Origin of the sequence: Polaromonas sp. A23 (assembly GCF_002001015.1) — a bacterium.
Lineage (GTDB): Bacteria > Pseudomonadota > Gammaproteobacteria > Burkholderiales > Burkholderiaceae_C > Polaromonas.
Genome location: NZ_MUNO01000050.1, coordinates 71,462 through 89,295, shown reverse-complemented (window position 1 = coordinate 89,295; position 17,834 = coordinate 71,462). Strand labels below are relative to the sequence as shown.

The following is a 17,834-nucleotide window of genomic DNA, read 5'->3' as shown; positions in this document are numbered from 1 at the left end:
AATCGCCCGGCCGCGCTAGAAGCGCGGCGAACGCTTTTCAACAAATGCTGCAACACCCTCGCGGTGCTCGGCGGAATCCGCGTAGGCATAGGCCGACGCTATCAAATCAGTAGCTACTCGCGCCCGTCCTTCAAGGGCCAATGCCCGAAATGACTGCTTATTCAGACGTGCAGCGGCCTGCGCGAGCCCGGCCACGCGTTCAGCCATCGCCGCAGCCTCATTGGCCACTTCAACGTCAGGCAACACACGATTCAAAAACCCGCGCTGAAGCATCGTGGGCGCGTCTACCACCGCCGCAGCCAGCAGCATTTCGCGGGCCGTCAACTCGCCGGCAGCGCGTATCACCAGTGCCGCCTCACGCGGGGCCATCGGAAAACCGAGCTTCGCAATCGGAGCGCCAAACTTTGCCGATACGGCGGCCAGGCGCATGTCGCAGCAACTGGCTATCTCCATGCCCGCGCCCATGCAGGCACCCTCGATCTGCGCCACGATGGGAACATCGCAATCGAGCATGGCCTGCAGGCCACCCCAGACCTCGTCTTCGTGGAAACCGCGCAAGGCGGCCTCGTCAAAACGGAAGCTTGGGTATTCGGAGATATCACCGCCTGCACAAAAAGCCGCGCCTTCCCCGCGCAGCAGCACGCAACGCACGTCGCTGCGCTGCTGCAACGCGAGAAACACGTCGCGCAACTGGCTCCACATGGCGCGTGACATTGCATTGAGCTTGCCCGGATGAGACAAGGTGACCTTTGCAACTGAGCCCTCAACGGTCAGCAGAACCCGACCCGTCATGGAAATGCGAGGAACAAGTCAGTACACGCAGCGACAAGCGCGGGGACCAGGCCCGCCAACAGGCCACCCTTAGGCGGGGCAGCCCCCTCGGGGGGCAGCGTAGTACGCGAAGCGACAAGCGTGAGGGTCATATCAATCAAGCTGGGCACCAGAATCCTTGACCACCCGTGCCCACTTCTTGATTTCGCTGTTGATGAAGCTGCCAAACTGGGGCCCCGCCAGCCCGGCGAACTCCGCACCTTGGCGCGTCCAGACGGCTTTGGCTTCGTCGGTGCTGCATGCTTTGCGTATCTCCTCAATGGCTCGGGCCTGGGCGTCGGCTGGCATGCCCTTGGGGCCCCATACACCGTACCAGGTGGTGACGTTGTATTCCGGAAAACCCAACTCAGCGGCGCTGGGAACATCCGGTATCGCAGGGTTGCGCTTGTTGCCCGACACCATCAGCGCCTTGATGCGGCCGCCGGCAATGTGGCTGGCCGAAGACCCCAACCCGTCGAACATCATTTCCACATCACCGGCAATCAGGCCCTGCAAGGCCGGACCGGCGCCGCGGTAGGGAATGTGGGTGATGAATGTCTTGCTTTGTTGTTTGAACAGCTCTCCCGCCAGATGATGCGAAGTGCCGTTGCCGGCCGAACCGTAGCTGAACTTGCCGGGGTTCCTGCGAGCCTGATCGAGAAACTCCTTGAAGTTGTTGACCGGCATCTTTTTCGGATTGACCACAATCACCTGCGGCACACTGGCCACCAGGATGAGCGGCACCAGGTCTTTCTCGATGTCGTAGTCCAGCTTCTTGTACATGCTGGGGGCAATGGTGTGATGCACTGCGCCCATGAACAGCGTGTAGCCATCAGGCTGCGCCTTCGCCGCGATGCTGGCACCCAGGGTACCGCCCGCGCCGCCGCGGTTGTCAATGACAAGCTGCTTGCCGGTCAGGCGTGCAAACTGCGCCGACATGGGCCGCGCGAAAGCGTCCGTGCCACCACCTGCGGGAAAAGGCACGATCATGGTCACGGGCTTGGCAGGCCAGCCCGATTGCGCGTGGCTGCCCAGGGAAAACGCAGCCAGGCCGGCGGCCGCGGTACGCAGCACATCGCGTCGGGACGCGTTGATGTCAAAGCTCGAGGTCATGTCTGTCTCCTGTCGTTGTTAAATCAAAAAAATTCCTGCATCACCATCAAATATATAAACCCTCAATACCACCGGATACGGGGATTTTCCCCTGAGACAGCAGCGCCCTGTGCTTGTCCAGCCGCTTGAGGTCATAAAGGTAATTGACCATCAAGCCGCAGGACTGCTTGAGCCCTTTCGGCGAAGGATCGCCCATCCAGTTCAGCCGCTCGATGCGGGCGCCGTTACCCAGATGAAAACGCGCCACCGGATCCAGCGGCTTGCCGTCTTCCAGCGCCTTTCCCAGGTAGTGTGCCGCGCAATGCAGCAGCATGCGGCGCACAGGCGATTTCTCGTCCAGCGTGGATGCCGTGTCGGCTGCCGTAAGAAAATGCTGCGCCGTGGGCGGCTCAAACCCGACGGCGCGGCCCAGCAAGGCGCGCTCTTTGTCATCAAGCGCTTCCAGCATGGCGCCGGCGTTTTTGCCAAGCCATTGGCGAAAACCGGGAATCGGCGACAAGGTGGCAAAGTGCTTGAGCCGGGGAAATTCCGCGCACAGGGTCTCCACCACTCGCTTGATCAGCGAGTCGCCAAAACTCACGCCGCGCAAACCGGCCTGCGTGTTGCTGATGGAATAAAAAATCGCGTTGGTGGCTTTGGCCAGGTCCGCCGGTGCCGCCGACTCATCCAGCAGCGGCGTAATGCCGGCGGCCATCTCGTCAATCAGCGCCACTTCCACAAAGATCAACGGCTCATCGGGCATGCGCGGGTGAAAAAACCCATAGCACCGGCGGTCGCTGTCAAGCCGGTTCTTCACATCGGCCCAGCTCTTGATGTCATGCACGGCTTCGTACTTGATCAGCTTTTCGATCAGCGATGCCGGCGAATCCCAGCTGATGCGGCGCAAATCGAGAAAGCCCACGTCGAACCAGGTCGAGAACATGTATTCCATCTCGACATCGAGCGCCTGCAGGCGCTTGTCCGCCTTGAGGTAGGGCAGCATGTCGGCGCGCAGGTCGACCAGGAAACGGAATCCTTCCGGAAAGGCACTGAAGCGCTGCAGCAGCCGCCTGCGCGGCGAGACCGTGGCCCGGCGGTAGCGCACTTCAGCCACCGCTTCGTCAGGTGTTCCCACCGCTGCGGCAAACTGGGCCTGCGCCAGCTTGACCTTTTGCGCATCGGCCACAAACTGCTCGCTCATCAGCAGCCACATGTCACGGCGTTCATTGAGCGAAGCCCCTGCATACCAGCCAGCGACGCCGCGTGCCCGGCGCCCGCCTTCGACCTCGCTGACTTGCGGATCGACGATGGCCCGGAGCTCTTCCAGCGTACGGCGCAACACCCGGGGTGACAGGGCTTCTTCTTTTTGCCGAAGCGTCGCCTTCAGGCGCTCCCGGGTAGAACGCACTGCCGGAAGTGCGTCCACCGATGCGCCAGTTGCTATTTTTTTTGTAGCTGCTTGCGCAGGTGGCGCAAGGGCCTCGGGCTCTTTTGATGCCTGTTTTTTATCGCCCGCGAAGCGGGACACGCTGCGATTGATCCAGTCGGCCGCGTTCATGCGCTCACCCGTGTGCGCTGGCTGCGGGCCAGCTCGCGCAGCGCTTCGCGCTGGCGAGTCAGGTGGGTGCGCATGGCCGCGTCGGCACCTTCGCTGTCGCGCGCCTTGAGCGCAGCAAACACCGCCATGTGCTCGAACAAGCTCTGCGCCAGCCGACCCGGCGCATGGAGTTGCTGTGAACGGGCGAGCTTGAGAATCTTGCGCAAATCCGCAATGGCGGTGGCGAGCCAGCGGTTGTCCGCCAGCGTGATGATGGCCTCGTGGATGGCGAAGTTGGTCTCGTAATAGTCATTGATACGGCCCGCCTGGGCATGGCTGGCCAGGCGCTCGTGCAGTCGGGTCAAGGCTTCCAGGTCTGCATCGGTGGCATTGCGCGCCGCTTCATAGGCACAACGCCCTTCCAACAGCGCAATCACCGGGAAAATATCGTCCAGGTCTTTCTCGGTGACCTCGCTGATGAAACAGCCGCGCCGCGGCTCGTGCCGCAACAACCCCTCTGCCGTGAGCACTTTGAGTGCCTCGCGCAGCGGTGTACGCGAAATCTGCAACCGCTCGCACAACACCAGCTCGTCCAGAAAACTGCCAGGAGCGAACACCCCGGCAAAAATCTGCTCACGCAGCGTGGCCGCGACTTCCTGGTGCAGTGAGCTCTGGACGAGGCGCATGGTGTCAGTCCGCCCTGCAGAAGTGAAGGCCATACGCCGGTGAACAGAGGCCGCGCCGGAAGGCACTGGCTGCAAATCCTTTGAGCTGAATCGCTTGAATTGTCATAATTTCCTATAATTACAGGTAATTATTAAAGATTAGAAGCGCCCTTGCAAGAGTGTTGGTACATAAAACCACAGGTAAAAACCCGCAGGCCGGACCGCAGAGACGGGTCTTGCTGCCGCTGATTGCCCCCTTACGGTTGCTTTTCGCTATATTAACGATAGCAAACCATGTACGTCTGGTATGGGCTAACCCCGTTTTTCAGCCCACAACCAGAGCCAGGCACCGGCCGCGATCATCGGTAGACACAACCACTGGCCCATGCTCATGCCGAGCGCCAGCACCCCAAGGAAATCGTCCGGCTCGCGGAAAAATTCGGCAATGAAACGGAACACGCCGTAACCGGCGAGAAACGCCGCCGACACCTGCCCGGTCTTGCGCGGCTTGCGTGCATACAGCCACAGCAGCACGAAGAGCAACAGCCCCTCCAGCAGAAACTGGTAGACCTGCGAGGGGTGGCGCGGCAACATTGAACCGCTTTGCCTGAAAACCATGCCCCAAGGAAGGTCCGGGCTGCTGAAACGCCCCCACAGCTCGCCGTTGATGAAGTTGCCGACCCGCCCCGCCGCCAGCCCGGTCGGCACACAGGGCGCCACCAGGTCCATCACCTGCAGCCACGGTTTTTGCCGGGTGCGTGCAAACCAGACCTGCGAAACCAGCACGCCCAGCAGGCCGCCATGAAAACTCATGCCACCCTGCCAGACATACAGTATCTCCAGCGGGTGTGCCAGGTAATAGCCAGGCTTGTAAAAGAGGCAATAACCAATGCGTCCGCCAAGCACTACGCCCATGACTCCGAGAAACAGAATGTCCTCAATATCCCTGCGGCTCCAGGCGGCAGCACCCGACATTGATGCATACGGCTCATGCCGCAGCCGGCGAATCCCCAGAAACAAGAACAAGCCAAACGCGGCCAGGTAGGTCAAGCCATACCAGTGAATGGCCAGTGGGCCAAGCTGCAGGGCGACGGGATCGATTTGGGGATGAATGAGCATGGCGGTATTTTGCACGCAAGCCCGGTAGGAAAAGGCTTACATGCAGGCAGCGCCGGTTTAGACTGCGGGCACCGCCACATCGGATCAAGCCATGCGCCAGTTTTGCCAGTCTTTCTACCTCACCACTGTTACTGGCCTGGTCGGCCTGTTCTTCGCGCAACACGCAGGGGCGCAGGTGTACCAGTGCATCGATGCCGGCGGTAAAAAAGTGTTTTCGCAAACACCTTGCGCAGCTCAAGGCGGTAGCGGCGAAAAACTACTCCTGCGGGCCCCTGCCATGCCCACGGCAGCAGAAGCACCAACCAGCGGCACGCCAGTGAAAGGCGAGCCAGGCGTGCTTTACGGCAACGGCGGTGCAACTACCGGATCCAAGAATTGGGCAGCGGAAAACGCAGCGGCCAATGCGCGCGCGCAAGCCGCGGATCGTGCCAACGCAGCAGCGCGTTCGTCACGCCAGGCCATGCCTTCGCCTTCCGGTGGCCTGCGAAAGTCGACACCGGCGTCCGCGGGGAGCAGCAACCAGCAAATCATTGCCAACTGCGAAGCCAACCACGGCGCGCGCTGCAGCAGTGCGGGGGAAATAGCCCAACGCAGGATGGAACAGCGCGAACTCAGCGCCTCAGAACGCCAGCAGCAACAAAGTGCGGTTGCGGCTCGTCGACAGCGTGAGGCAGATGAGGCATTCCATCGGGCGATTCGCCGATAAAAGCCATCAAGCGCTCCAATGCAGGACTGGCATCGCCTGCTGGCCAGACCAGGCTGGTTTCACATCCGGGAACCACGGGCCGGACAACACGGCCCGCCACCTTGGCCCCCGGTTTTCCTGCGGCAACGCTTCGGTAAACAACCCCAGAGCGCTGGAACTGCCTGACACTCTCGGGCACCCAGGCGATGCCAAGCCCGGCAGAAACCAGGTTGACGATGGTCTGCATCTGGATCGCCTCCTGCGCAACCTGCGGCAACTGCCCCGCGGCGTGGTACATCGCAAAAATGGCATCGTAAAGCGACGGCAATATCCGGCGTGGAAAAATCACCAGTTGCTGGTCCAACACGTCGTCCACCGTCAAGGCCGTTTTGGCGGCAAGCGGGTGCTCCGCAGCAAGCGCCAACACCAGGGGCTCCCGGGCAATCAGGCGACGTTCCAGCCCCACCGGTGCAAAACCAGGCGAGTGCAGCATGATGCCGGCGTCTATTTCATGGCGCTCGAAGGCCTGCAGCTGCGTGTCACCGGTGGCCTCCAGCAGCTCCAGCTGGACGCGCGGATACTGCTCACGAAAAAGCCTGACCCATTCGGGCAGCAGTGAAAAACCAGCGGTAGATACAAAAGCCAACCGCAGGCGGCCCACCTCCCCTGCTGCAGCTGCCCGTGCCTGCGCAGGCAATGCCTGCGCCCGTGCCAGCAAATCCAACACCTGCGGCAACAGCGCCTCGCCGGCGTCGGTCATGCGCACACTGCGCTTGGTGCGGTCAAACAGGCGCACCCCGAGCAGCGCTTCCAGATGGGCAATCGCCTGGGTCAGCGGCGGTTGCGTCATATGCAACCGTGCTGCGGCACGGCCGAAGTGAAGTTCCTCGGCCACTGCCGCAAACTGGCGCCAAAGTCGGAGTTCAATGGCTGGTGTTGTCATATCCCATGCATATTAATACAGCTTCATAAATATATTGGAACAACACAAAAAGGCAGCGCATACTCACCTTTTTGCCAACCCCCCACAGCAGAGACACCCATGACACAGCAGGACAAAGACAGCATCGGCGACGCGATCAACCGCCGCAGCAAGAACATCACTGAAGGCACATCCCGGGCGCCCAACCGCTCGATGTACTACGCCATGGGTTATGAATCCAGCGACTTCAAGAAACCTATGGTCGGCGTGGCCAACGGCCACAGCACCATCACGCCCTGCAACAGCGGCCTGCAAAAACTGGCCGACGCGGCCATTGCAGGCATCGAGGAGGCCGGCGGCAACGCGCAGGTCTTCGGCACGCCCACCATTTCCGACGGCATGGCCATGGGCACCGAAGGCATGAAATATTCGCTGGTCAGCCGCGAAGTGATCTCCGACTGCATCGAGACCTGCGTGCAGGGCCAATGGATGGACGGCGTGCTGGTGGTCGGCGGCTGCGACAAGAACATGCCCGGTGGCCTGATGGGCATGCTGCGTGCCAATGTGCCAGCCATTTACGTCTACGGCGGCACCATCCTGCCAGGCCATTACAAGGGCAAGGACCTGAACATCGTCAGCGTGTTCGAGGCCGTGGGCGAACATTCGGCAGGCCGCATGAGTGATGAAGACCTATTGCAAATCGAGCGCCGCGCCATCCCCGGTACCGGCAGTTGCGGCGGCATGTACACGGCCAACACCATGTCGTCCGCTTTCGAGGCGCTGGGCATCTCTCTGCCCTACTCGTCGACCATGGCCAACCCGCACGACGAAAAAGCCAACTCGGCCAGGGAATCGGCCAAGGTGCTGGTGGAGGCCATCAAAAAGAACATCAAGCCACGCGACATCGTCACCAAAAAGGCGATTGAAAACGCCGTTGCCGTGATCATGGCCACCGGCGGTTCGACCAATGCCGTGCTGCATTTCCTGGCGATTGCTCACGCCGCTGAAGTGGACTGGACCATTGACGACTTTGAGCGCGTGCGCCAGAAAACACCTGTGCTCTGCGACCTAAAACCCAGCGGGAAATACCTCGCGGTGGACCTGCACAAGGCCGGTGGCATTCCGCAGGTCATGAAGACGCTTCTGGCTGCGGGCTTGCTGCATGGTGACTGTTTGACCATCAGTGGCCAAACCATTGCAGAAGTGCTCAAAGGTGTTCCCGACGTCCCGCGCGCCGACCAGGACGTGATTCGCCCTATCGACAAGCCCATGTACAAACAGGGCCACCTGGCCATTCTCAAGGGCAACCTCTCGCCCGAAGGCTGCGTCGCCAAGATCACCGGCCTGAAAAACCCGGTGATGACCGGCCCGGCGCGTGTCTTCGACGACGAGCAGTCAGCACTCGCAGCTATTCTGGCCGGCAAGATCAAGGCGGGCGACGTGATGGTGTTGCGTTACCTCGGCCCCAAAGGTGGCCCCGGCATGCCCGAAATGCTCGCACCTACCGGTGCGCTGATCGGCGCAGGCCTGGGCGAAAGCGTCGGCCTCATCACCGACGGCCGCTTTTCGGGCGGCACCTGGGGCATGGTGGTCGGCCACGTCGCACCGGAAGCGGCAGCCGGCGGCAACATCGCCTTCATCAAGGAAGGTGACTCCATCACGATTGATGCCAAACAGCTGCTACTGCAACTGAACATCAGCGATGACGAACTGGCCAAACGCAAAGTGGGCTGGAAAGCGCCCCTGCCGCGTTACATGCGCGGCGTTCAAGCGAAATTTGCATTCAACGCGTCCAGCGCCAGCAAGGGCGCGGTACTCGACGATTATTGAGATTGCAGCAAACGCGCTCTCAATGAAGCGGTAAGGGCCTTTTTTTGCGCCGGAGCGTAGCGAGCGGCGCTCCCTGCAAGCAGGGGCCGCGGGTCCGGCTCCGCCGGCCCGCAGGCGCAGCGGCCCCCTCGGGGGGCAGGGCGCTACACGCAGTGAGCAACCGTGGGGGCTCTACTTCCGTCTTTTGAGCATCCCCATCGCATCGCGTTGCTTGTCGACTCGCGCCTGCCTGCGTACTTCCATTTTTTCCATGGCCTTTTTTTCGGTGTAGCCCGATTTATCGGCCCACCACCACCAAAGCACGGCCAGCCCGAACGGCGCCAGAACGACCCACCAGGGCCAGCCCGCCACCGGCGCCACTTCCAGATACTTCAATGCAATGCCGATGATGCCGATGAGTAAAAAATACATGGCTGACTCCTGAAAATCCGGGCTTGACCTTTACACAGCAAGGTCAACCTGCCCCACTACAATAACGTTGATTGACTGTACCCGAATCTACAACTCTATCCATGAGGTTAACGATGAAACGTCTCTGCATACTGATTGCTTCGCTGGCTGCCGGCTTTGCCGTTTCCACGCCGGCCCTGGCGGACCTGCAACTGGCCACCGCCAAAAACTGCATGGCCTGCCATGCCGTGGCCACGAAGCTGGTCGGCCCTTCCTACAAGGACGTGGCGGCCAAATATGCTGGCCAGAAAGACGCAGTTGACAAGCTGGCTGCAAAAATCGTCAAAGGCGGTGCCGGTGTCTGGGGTCCAGTACCCATGCCGGCCAATGCACAGGTCAATGCCGACGAAGCCAAGAAGCTGGCCACCTGGGTGCTGACGCAGAAATAATCTCTGCGGCTCACCAGCTCAAAAAAAGCCCGCTTGAAGCGGGCTTTTTCATGGTCGCCTGCTCACTGTCTTTCAGACAGCTGATCGAGGATGGCGGGGTTTTGTGACCACATCACATCGCTTCGCGATATGAGTGTCCTCCATCCCCACCACAGCTTCGCTGACGCGGCTTCGCCGCCCTCCCTCACTGTCTTTCAGACAGCTGATCGAGGATGGCGGGGTTTTGTGGCCACATCACATCGCTTCGCGATATGAGTGTCCTCCATCCCCACCACAGCTTCGCTGACGCGGCTTGCGCCGCCCTCCCTCACTGTCTTTCAGACAGCTGATCGAGGATGGCGGGGTTTTCCAGGGTGGAGGTGTCCTGGGTGATGGCCTCGCCCTTGGCGATGCCGCGCAGCAGGCGTCGCATGATTTTTCCGCTGCGCGTTTTGGGCAGGTTGTCGCCAAAGCGGATGTCCTTGGGCTTGGCAATCGGTCCGATCTCCTTGCCGACCCAGTCGCGCAGCTCCTTGGCAATCGCCTTGGCCTCCTCACCCGTGGGCCGCGAGCGCTTGAGCACCACAAAAGCCACGATCGCCTCGCCCGTCAGGTCGTCGGGTCGGCCCACCACAGCAGCCTCGGCCACCAGCGCGGAATGCGACACCAGCGCCGACTCAATCTCCATCGTCCCCATGCGGTGGCCCGACACGTTGAGCACGTCGTCAATACGCCCGGTGATGCGGAAATAACCGCGATCGGTGCTGCGCACTGCGCCGTCGCCTGCGAGGTAGATTTTCCCACCCATTTCCTCGGGAAAATAGCTCTTCTTGAAACGCTCGGGATCGTTCCAGATGGTACGGATCATCGAGGGCCACGGGCGCTTGACGACCAACATGCCGCCGGAACCGTTGGGCACGTCCTTGCCCAGTTCATCAACGATGGCCGCCATGATGCCGGGCAGCGGCAGGGTGCAACTGCCGGGCACAAGCGGTGTCGCACCCGGCAGCGGAGTGATCATGTGGCCGCCGGTTTCGGTCTGCCAGAAGGTGTCCACCACCGGGCAGCGCTTGCCGCCCACATTTTTGTAGTACCACATCCAGGCCTCAGGGTTGATGGGCTCGCCCACCGTACCGAGAATGCGCAGGCTGCTCAAATCAGAACGGGCCGGGTGGATTTTTTCGTCGCCCTCGGCGGCCTTGATGAGCGAACGGATCGCGGTGGGCGCCGTGTAGAAAATGCTGACCTTGTGTTTTTCGATCATCTGCCAGAAGCGTCCGGCATTCGGGTAGGTGGGAATGCCTTCGAAGATGACTTGGGTGGCGCCCGCGGCCAGCGGCCCATAGGCCACATAGGTATGACCGGTGATCCAGCCGATGTCGGCCGTGCACCAGAACACGTCGGAAGGCTGGATGTCGAAGGTCCAGTCCATCGTCAACTTGGCCCAGAGCAGATAACCACCCGTGCTGTGTTGCACGCCTTTGGGCTTGCCGGTCGAGCCGGAGGTGTACAGGATGAACAGCGGATGCTCGGCGCCCACGAATTCCGGCTCGCAGGTGGCCGGCTGCTTGGCGGTGACATCGTGCATCAGGCTGTCGCGCCCGGTCACCATGTTGCAGACGGTGGAGGTGCGCTGGTAGACGATCACATTCTTGATGGACTCGCAGCCGCCCATGGCGATCCCTTCATCCACGATGGCCTTGAGCGGCAGCTCCTTACCGCCACGCAACTGGTAATTGGCCGTAATCACCGCGACCGCGCCAGCGTCCTGGATGCGCTCCTGCAGGCTCTTGGCGGAAAAGCCACCGAACACCACCGAGTGGGTCGCGCCTATGCGGGCGCAGGCCTGCATGGCAACCACGCCTTCCACCGTCATTGGCATGTAGATGATGACGCGGTCGCCCTTCTTGATGCCCATGGCCTTGAGCGCATTGGCGAACTGGCAGACCTTGCCGTGCAATTCCTTGTAGGTGACGTTAGTCACCTTGCCGTCGTCGCTCTCGAAGATGATGGCCTTCTTGTTCTCGGTGGCGGTACCCAGGTGGCGGTCCAGGCAGTTAAACGAGGCATTGAGTTCACCGTCTGCAAACCATTTGTAGAACGGGACATTCGACTCGTCCAGTGTCTGGGTGAAAGGTTTTTTCCAGCTGAGGTTTTCGCGCGCCAGCCGGGCCCAGAAACCTTCGAAGTCTTTCTCGGCTTCAGCGCACAGCGCGTGATAGGCGTCCATACCCGAAATACGCGCAGCTTTGACAAATGCCGGATTCGGGGGAAACACCCGGTTTTCGACCAGTGTGGATTCGATGGCAGATAAGGGCGCGTTCATGATGGCTTGTCTCCTCGGGTTTGAATGCAATGCGTGCTAATGTCATATTTGGCACTTACATTCGACTGACTGGCACCAAGCTTACAGATTACCTCAAGCGGCAGGCCCTCCGAGCCCGCCTACAATTCGCAAAATCCGTACAAACCCTCAAATTCATGTCAGAACCCAAAATCAACTCCGACAAAGTCTCGCCGCTGCGGCCGATTCCGAACTTCATTTTCGCCAGTCGCTGGCTGCAGCTGCCCCTGTACGTCGGCCTGATTGCCGCCCAGGGTGTCTACGTGTTCCACTTTCTGGTTGAACTGCTGCACCTGATCGAGGCCGTTTTCGGCAGCCAGACTGCGCTGCAGGCGCTGATCACCAGCATTGGCTACAAGACCACCACTCCGGTCACCACACTCAATGAAACAGTCATCATGCTGGTGGTTCTGGCGCTCATCGACGTGGTCATGATCTCCAACCTGTTGATCATGGTGATCGTTGGCGGCTACGAAACCTTTGTCAGCCGCATGAACCTGGAAGGCCACCGCGACCAGCCCGAATGGTTGAGCCATGTCAATGCCTCCGTACTCAAGGTCAAGCTGGCAACCGCCATCATCGGCATCAGCTCCATCCACCTGCTGAAAACCTTCATCAATGCCGACAATTACACCGACCGGGTGCTTGTTGCGCAGACGACTATCCACATCACCTTCCTGCTTTCCGCCTTGGCCATCGCCTACACCGACAAGATCATGTCGGGAATCGCCGCGCAAAAACACTGAGTTCTTCGCGCAAGGCAAAAAAGGGCAGTTATGCCCTTTTTTTGTATTCAAATTGGCCATTCCTCCTTGTTCTACGGTCGCAAGCAGCTATAAATAAGATAGCAAATTTGCGGGCACTCTCAGCGCCCTGTCATGTTGCCGGGCACCACCCATTCGTCAAACTGCTCCGCCGTCACATGGCCCGACGCAACAGCCGCTTCGCGCAGGCTGCTGCCTTCCTGGTGCGCCTTCTTGGCAATGAAGGCAGCCTTGTCGTAGCCGATATGCGGGTTGAGCGCCGTCACCAGCATCAGGGAACGGTCCACCAGTTCGGCGATACGGTCCCGGTTCGGCTCAATGCCCACGGCGCAATGGTCGTTGAAGCTGACCATGCCGTCTGCCAGCAGCCGCACACTTTGCAGGAAGTTGTGGGCGATCATGGGGCGAAACACATTGAGCTCGAAGTTGCCCGACGCGCCGCCCAGGTTGATGGCCACATCGTTGCCGAACACCTGGCAGCACAGCATGGTCACCGCTTCGCTTTGCGTGGGGTTGACCTTGCCCGGCATGATGGATGAACCGGGCTCGTTTTCCGGAATACTCAGCTCGCCAATACCGCTGCGCGGGCCGCTGGCCAGCCAGCGCACGTCATTGGCAATTTTCATCATGCTGGCGGCCAGGGTCTTGAGCGCGCCATGCGCGTGAACCAGCGCGTCGCAGGAGGCCATGGCTTCAAACTTGCTCGGAGCGGTGACAAACGGCAGACCTGTCAAACGCGCCAGTTCCGCCGCAGCCTGCTCGGCATAACCGGCAGGCGCGTTCAGCCCGGTGCCTACGGCCGTGCCGCCCAATGCCAGCTCACACAAATGCGGCAAGGCCGCCTTCAAGTGCTGCTGGCCGTGAGCCAACTGCGCCGCATACCCTGAAAACTCCTGGCCCAGCGTCAGCGGTGTGGCGTCCTGCAGGTGGGTGCGACCGATTTTGACGATGCGATCAAAGTCCCGGGCCTTTTGTGCCAGCGTGCCATGCAGTTTTTCAATCGCCGGAATCAGCCGGTTGGAAATCGCGTCCACCGCCGCCGCATGCATGGCAGTGGGAAATACGTCGTTGGACGACTGGCTGCGGTTCACCTCGTCGTTGGGGTGCACCAGCCGGTTTTCCCCGCACTCGCCGCCCAGAAGCTGGCTTGCACGGTTGGCCAGCACTTCATTGACATTCATGTTGGTCTGGGTGCCCGAGCCGGTTTGCCACACCACCAGAGGAAACTCGTCAGCGTGCCGGCCTTCAATCACCTCATCGGCGGCAGCAATGATGGCCCCTGCCTTCTTGACGTCAAGCAGGCCCAGCGCCAGATTGACACTGGCGGAGGCCCGCTTGACCTGCGCCAGCGCCCGGATGATCTCGCGGGGCTGCTGCTCGCCCGAAATATCGAAGTTTTGCAGGGAGCGCTGGGTCTGCGCGCCCCACAGCCTGTCGGCAGGCACATCAATCGGGCCGAAAGAGTCGTGTTCAGTGCGTGTCTTCATGGTCTTCGCTTACCTGTCAAAATACGGGGTGGCACCTACCGTAGCACACGGCTGGCCCCCTTGAAAAGCCACCCCCACGAATCACCCTGACCATGACAACCCTCATCAAACAAGCCGACCTGATTGAATCCGTTGCCGCCGCCCTGCAGTACATCAGCTACTACCACCCGGCCGACTACATTGCCCACCTGGCGCGGGCCTATGCGCGCGAGCAAAGCCCGGCGGCCAAAGATGCGATTGCGCAAATTCTGACCAACAGCAAGATGAGCGCGACCGGCCACCGTCCGATCTGCCAGGACACCGGCATCGTCAATGTGTTTCTCAAGGTCGGCATGGACGTGCGCTGGGACGGTTTTACCGGCGGCCTGGACGACGCCATCAACGAAGGCGTGCGGCGTGGCTATAACCATCCCGACAACACCCTACGCGCCAGCGTCGTCGCCGATCCGCAGTTTGACCGCAAGAACACCAAGGACAACACCCCCGCAGTGATCTTCACCGAAATCGTGCCGGGCAACACCGTGGAAGTGACCGTCGCGGCCAAAGGCGGCGGTTCGGAAAACAAAAGCAAGATGGTCATGCTCAACCCCGGCGACTCTGTGGTGGACTGGGTGCTCAAAACCGTGCCCACCATGGGCGCCGGCTGGTGCCCGCCCGGCATGCTGGGCATTGGCATTGGCGGCACCGCCGAAAAAGCCGTGCTGATGGCCAAGGAAAGCCTGATGGACGACCTGGACATGTACGAACTCCAGGCCAAGTCCTCGGCCGGCCAGAAGCTCACCAAAACCGAAGAACTTCGCCTGGAACTGTTCGACAAGGTCAACGCCCTGGGCATAGGTGCACAAGGCCTGGGCGGCCTGACCACAGTGCTGGACGTCAAGATCAAGCTGTACCCGACCCACGCGGCCAGCAAGCCCGTGGCCATGATTCCCAATTGCGCTGCCACGCGCCACGCTCACTTCGTGCTCGACGGCAGCGGTCCGGTGTACCTGGACCCACCTTCGCTGGACCTGTGGCCCGACGTGAACTGGACGCCCGACTACGTGAAGAGCAAGAAGGTCAACCTCGACACCCTGACCAAGGCTGAAGTTGCCAGCTGGAAGCCCGGCGACACGCTGCTGCTCAACGGCAAGATGCTGACCGGCCGTGATGCGGCGCACAAGCGCATTGCCGACATGCTGGCCAAAGGTGAAAAGCTGCCGGTCGATTTCACCAATCGCGTGATTTATTACGTGGGCCCAGTGGACCCGGTCGGCAACGAAGCCGTGGGCCCCGCCGGACCAACCACCGCCACCCGCATGGATGGCTTCACCGAGATGATGCTGGCCCAAACCGGGCTGATCTCCATGATCGGCAAAGCCGAACGTGGCCCGGTCGCCATCGACGCCATCAAGAAGCACCAGAGCGCCTACCTGATGGCCGTGGGCGGTGCCGCCTACCTGGTCAGCAAGGCGATCAAGAGCGCGAAGGTGGTGGGGTTTGCCGACCTCGGCATGGAAGCCATCTACGAATTCGACGTGGTGGACATGCCCGTCACTGTGGCGGTGGATGCCGGCGGCACCAGCGCGCACATCACCGGCCCGGCCGAATGGCAGAAGAAAATTGCCACCGGGGAGTTCAAGGGCATTGCGGTCGCGGCTGCTTGAAGCCCATCGGAGTATTTGACAGCGGCGTCGGTGGCCTGAGTATTCTCAAGGCGCTGCGCTCCCAGCTTCCGGCCGAGGATTTTGTCTATCTGGCCGACGCAGGCTTTGCGCCCTATGGCGAGCGGGGTGACGACTACGTCATCGAGCGCACCCGTGTTGTGGTGGATCGCCTGTTGCGCGCGCATCAGGTCAAGGCCCTGGTGATTGCCTGCAACACGGCGACCGCTGCCGCCGTTCATCTGGTGCGCGCGCAATATCCGGGTCTGCCGCTGGTGGGCGTCGAGCCCGCGCTCAAACCGGCAGTCGCCCTCAGCAAGACGCGCCGCATTGGCGTAATCGGCACACGCGGAACATTGACCAGCGCCAAAGTCCGCACGCTGCATGACTCGCTGAAAGACCAGGCCGATTTCGTGTTTGTGCCTTGCGATGGCCTGGCAGACGCCATCCAGAACGACGATGCCGGGCAGATCACGCAGCTGAGCGCCCGCTACATGCAGGCCCTTGGCAGTTTCGGCGGTGAAGAGGGCCAGATCGACACGCTGGTGCTGGGTTGCACCCATTACCCGTTTGCCCAGCACTACTTGGCGGCCCATGCGGGTGAGAACGTGAAAATGATCGAGACGGGCGAGCCGGTGGCGCGGCAGACGCGCCGCCTGCTGGAAGCCGCGGGCCTGCTCAAAGCTGAAGGTGAAGGCAGCGTCACGCTGCTCACCACGGGCTCGCAGCAGGCGCTGGAGGCGGCTGCGCGCCGCTGGCTCGGAATTTAATCCGTCAATGCGTCGGCTGCCAGCGCAGCTTCCCGCCCGCGCTGCACATTTACTGGAATCAGCAAGGCCAAGCCCACCGCAAACAGCACGGCCGTCGACAGGATGGCGGTGCGCTGGTCACCCCCGGTCATCCAGGTGATGGCGCCATAACTCAGCGGCCCGATGATGCTGGCCAGACGCACCGCGAAAGTCCAGAGGCCGTAGAACTCGGCCAGCTGCCGCTTGGGTGAAAACATGCCGGCCATGGCACGGCCGGCCGACTGGCTGGAGCCCATGCACACACCGGCAATAGCGGCTGCATACCAAAAACCGCCCTTGGTCGTGGTGACGGCGGCGATCACGCAGGTGGCGATCCAGCCGACGAGCGTGATACCGAGCGCCAGCTTGTGGCCGATGCGATCCTGGAAATAACCAAAGGCAAATGCACCGCCGGCCGCGGCAAAGTTGAGAACAAAAATCAGCACCATGGTTTCCTGCGGCTGAAACCCGATCACTTGCTCGGCGTAAATGGCGGCCAGCGCAATCGCCACGGCCACGCCGCCCTGGTAGAACACGGCGCAAGCCAGCAGCCACATGAAGTCCTTGTAGCGCCTGGCCTGGCGGAAGGTCTGGCCGAGTTGCACCAGCGACGCCTTCAAGCCGCCCTGCTGCAAGGCCGCCGGGTTGGGCTGGGCGCGTTCCTTCAACAGGCGAAAAGTCACCAGCGATGCCAGCCCGTAAATTACCGCGGTGATCAGCATGGTGACCGGGACAAACTGATCGGCCGGAATACCCCGGGCCTGGGCCCAGAGCACATAGCCCAGACAGATACCCAGGGCCAGCATGCCGCCGAAATAGCCAAAGCTCCAACCCCAGCCGCTGACCTTGCCCAGAGCGGCGGGCCGCGCAAGTTCCGGCAGGAAAGCGGCGGTCAGGGACTCGCCATAGGCAAAGAAAGTGTTCGAAAGAATGATCAGCAGCACTGCAAAAGCCAGGCTGCCGGGGCCGGCAAGGGCCAGTGCGGCAGTTGTCACCACGCAACCCACGGTGGCCATCATCAACAGCCGTTTTTTTGCCGCTCGCAGGTCGGCGTAGGCCCCGATGCTGGGCATGGTGAGCATGACAATCGCATACGACACGCTGAGCGCTGCCGTCCAGGCAAACGTGGCCCATTCAGCCTTCTGCGCGATACCGCCCACAAAGTAAGCGGCAAACACCGCGGTGATCACGACCGTGGTGTAGCCGGAGTTGGCAAAGTCGTACATGGCCCAGCCAAACACTTCGCGCTTGCGCACGCCGGGGTTGAGGGCATCCTGGGAAAAAAGGGCCATGGCTGAGCTCCTGAAGAGGAGCCAAGCATAATCCACGC

General features: G+C 61.2%; 16 protein-coding genes. 6 read left to right on the top strand and 10 right to left on the bottom strand.

Annotated features, from left to right (window positions below):
- Window positions 1-15 precede the first annotated feature (15 nt).
- From B0B52_RS21575 to lgt, 5 genes are all read right to left on the bottom strand, one after another.
- Window positions 16-792, bottom strand: coding sequence for an enoyl-CoA hydratase/isomerase family protein (locus B0B52_RS21575; RefSeq protein ID WP_077595737.1), 777 nt, complete (start codon window positions 790-792; stop codon window positions 16-18).
- Window positions 793-924: 132 nt separating this feature from the next.
- The gene (locus B0B52_RS21570) at window positions 925-1,923 is read right to left on the bottom strand and encodes a tripartite tricarboxylate transporter substrate binding protein (RefSeq protein ID WP_077595736.1); all 999 of its coding nucleotides are present in this window, start codon (window positions 1,921-1,923) and stop codon (window positions 925-927) included.
- 46 nt (window positions 1,924-1,969) lie between these two features.
- The gene (locus B0B52_RS21565; protein WP_077595735.1) at window positions 1,970-3,460 is read right to left on the bottom strand and encodes a malonyl-CoA decarboxylase; all 1,491 of its coding nucleotides are present in this window, start codon (window positions 3,458-3,460) and stop codon (window positions 1,970-1,972) included.
- Complete coding sequence (locus B0B52_RS21560) at window positions 3,457-4,125, bottom strand: GntR family transcriptional regulator (RefSeq protein WP_077595807.1); 669 nt, start codon at window positions 4,123-4,125, stop codon at window positions 3,457-3,459. The genes B0B52_RS21565 and B0B52_RS21560 overlap by 4 nt, the downstream gene beginning before the upstream one ends.
- A gap of 291 nt (window positions 4,126-4,416) precedes the next feature.
- Window positions 4,417-5,223 (bottom strand): prolipoprotein diacylglyceryl transferase, encoded by an 807-nt coding sequence (lgt, locus tag B0B52_RS21555; protein ID WP_077595734.1) that lies wholly within the window; start codon window positions 5,221-5,223, stop codon window positions 4,417-4,419.
- A gap of 91 nt (window positions 5,224-5,314) precedes the next feature.
- Between lgt and B0B52_RS21550 the strand changes: the two genes are divergently transcribed.
- On the top strand, window positions 5,315-5,929 hold the full coding sequence (locus B0B52_RS21550) for a DUF4124 domain-containing protein (protein WP_077595733.1): 615 nt from the start codon (window positions 5,315-5,317) through the stop codon (window positions 5,927-5,929).
- On the opposite strand, the gene B0B52_RS21545 is transcribed toward B0B52_RS21550, so the two are convergent.
- On the bottom strand, window positions 5,835-6,851 hold the full coding sequence (locus tag B0B52_RS21545) for a LysR family transcriptional regulator (protein WP_077595732.1): 1,017 nt from the start codon (window positions 6,849-6,851) through the stop codon (window positions 5,835-5,837). The two genes, B0B52_RS21550 and B0B52_RS21545, sit on opposite strands and share 95 nt — an antisense overlap.
- Before the next feature lie 99 nt (window positions 6,852-6,950).
- On the opposite strand from B0B52_RS21545, the gene ilvD reads away from it, so the two are divergent.
- Window positions 6,951-8,660 carry a dihydroxy-acid dehydratase gene (ilvD, locus tag B0B52_RS21540; RefSeq protein ID WP_077595731.1) on the top strand — a complete coding sequence of 570 codons (1,710 nt, stop codon included), beginning with the start codon at window positions 6,951-6,953 and terminating at the stop codon, window positions 8,658-8,660.
- Between the two features lie 171 nt (window positions 8,661-8,831).
- Here ilvD and B0B52_RS21535 read toward each other — a convergent pair whose 3' ends face one another.
- Window positions 8,832-9,071: a TIGR04438 family Trp-rich protein gene (locus B0B52_RS21535; RefSeq protein WP_077595730.1), complete on the bottom strand. Its 240-nt coding sequence runs from the start codon at window positions 9,069-9,071 to the stop codon at window positions 8,832-8,834.
- Between the two features lie 113 nt (window positions 9,072-9,184).
- Between B0B52_RS21535 and B0B52_RS21530 the strand changes: the two genes are divergently transcribed.
- Window positions 9,185-9,499, top strand: a complete 315-nt coding sequence (locus B0B52_RS21530) for a c-type cytochrome (protein WP_077595729.1) — start codon at window positions 9,185-9,187, stop codon at window positions 9,497-9,499.
- 307 nt (window positions 9,500-9,806) lie between these two features.
- Here B0B52_RS21530 and acs read toward each other — a convergent pair whose 3' ends face one another.
- Window positions 9,807-11,804: an acetate--CoA ligase gene (gene acs, locus B0B52_RS21525; protein ID WP_077595728.1), complete on the bottom strand. Its 1,998-nt coding sequence runs from the start codon at window positions 11,802-11,804 to the stop codon at window positions 9,807-9,809.
- A 155-nt stretch (window positions 11,805-11,959) separates the two neighbouring features.
- Here acs and B0B52_RS21520 point away from each other — a divergent pair, with 155 nt between their 5' ends.
- The gene (locus B0B52_RS21520; RefSeq protein ID WP_077595727.1) at window positions 11,960-12,568 is read left to right on the top strand and encodes a YqhA family protein; all 609 of its coding nucleotides are present in this window, start codon (window positions 11,960-11,962) and stop codon (window positions 12,566-12,568) included.
- A 119-nt stretch (window positions 12,569-12,687) separates the two neighbouring features.
- Here the strand turns inward: B0B52_RS21520 and fumC are convergent, their stop codons facing one another.
- Window positions 12,688-14,073 (bottom strand): class II fumarate hydratase, encoded by a 1,386-nt coding sequence (gene fumC / locus B0B52_RS21515; RefSeq protein WP_077595726.1) that lies wholly within the window; start codon window positions 14,071-14,073, stop codon window positions 12,688-12,690.
- Between the two features lie 92 nt (window positions 14,074-14,165).
- On the opposite strand from fumC, the gene B0B52_RS21510 reads away from it, so the two are divergent.
- Window positions 14,166-15,719: a fumarate hydratase gene (locus B0B52_RS21510; protein WP_077595725.1), complete on the top strand. Its 1,554-nt coding sequence runs from the start codon at window positions 14,166-14,168 to the stop codon at window positions 15,717-15,719.
- A complete protein-coding gene (gene murI / locus B0B52_RS21505; RefSeq protein ID WP_077595724.1) occupies window positions 15,662-16,486 on the top strand; it encodes a glutamate racemase in 825 nt (274 codons plus the stop codon). Before B0B52_RS21510 ends, murI begins: the two co-directional genes overlap by 58 nt.
- On the opposite strand, the gene B0B52_RS21500 is transcribed toward murI, so the two are convergent.
- On the bottom strand, window positions 16,483-17,796 hold the full coding sequence (locus tag B0B52_RS21500) for an MFS transporter (protein ID WP_077595723.1): 1,314 nt from the start codon (window positions 17,794-17,796) through the stop codon (window positions 16,483-16,485). The genes murI and B0B52_RS21500 overlap by 4 nt on opposite strands.
- Between the last annotated feature and the right edge of the window lie 38 nt (window positions 17,797-17,834).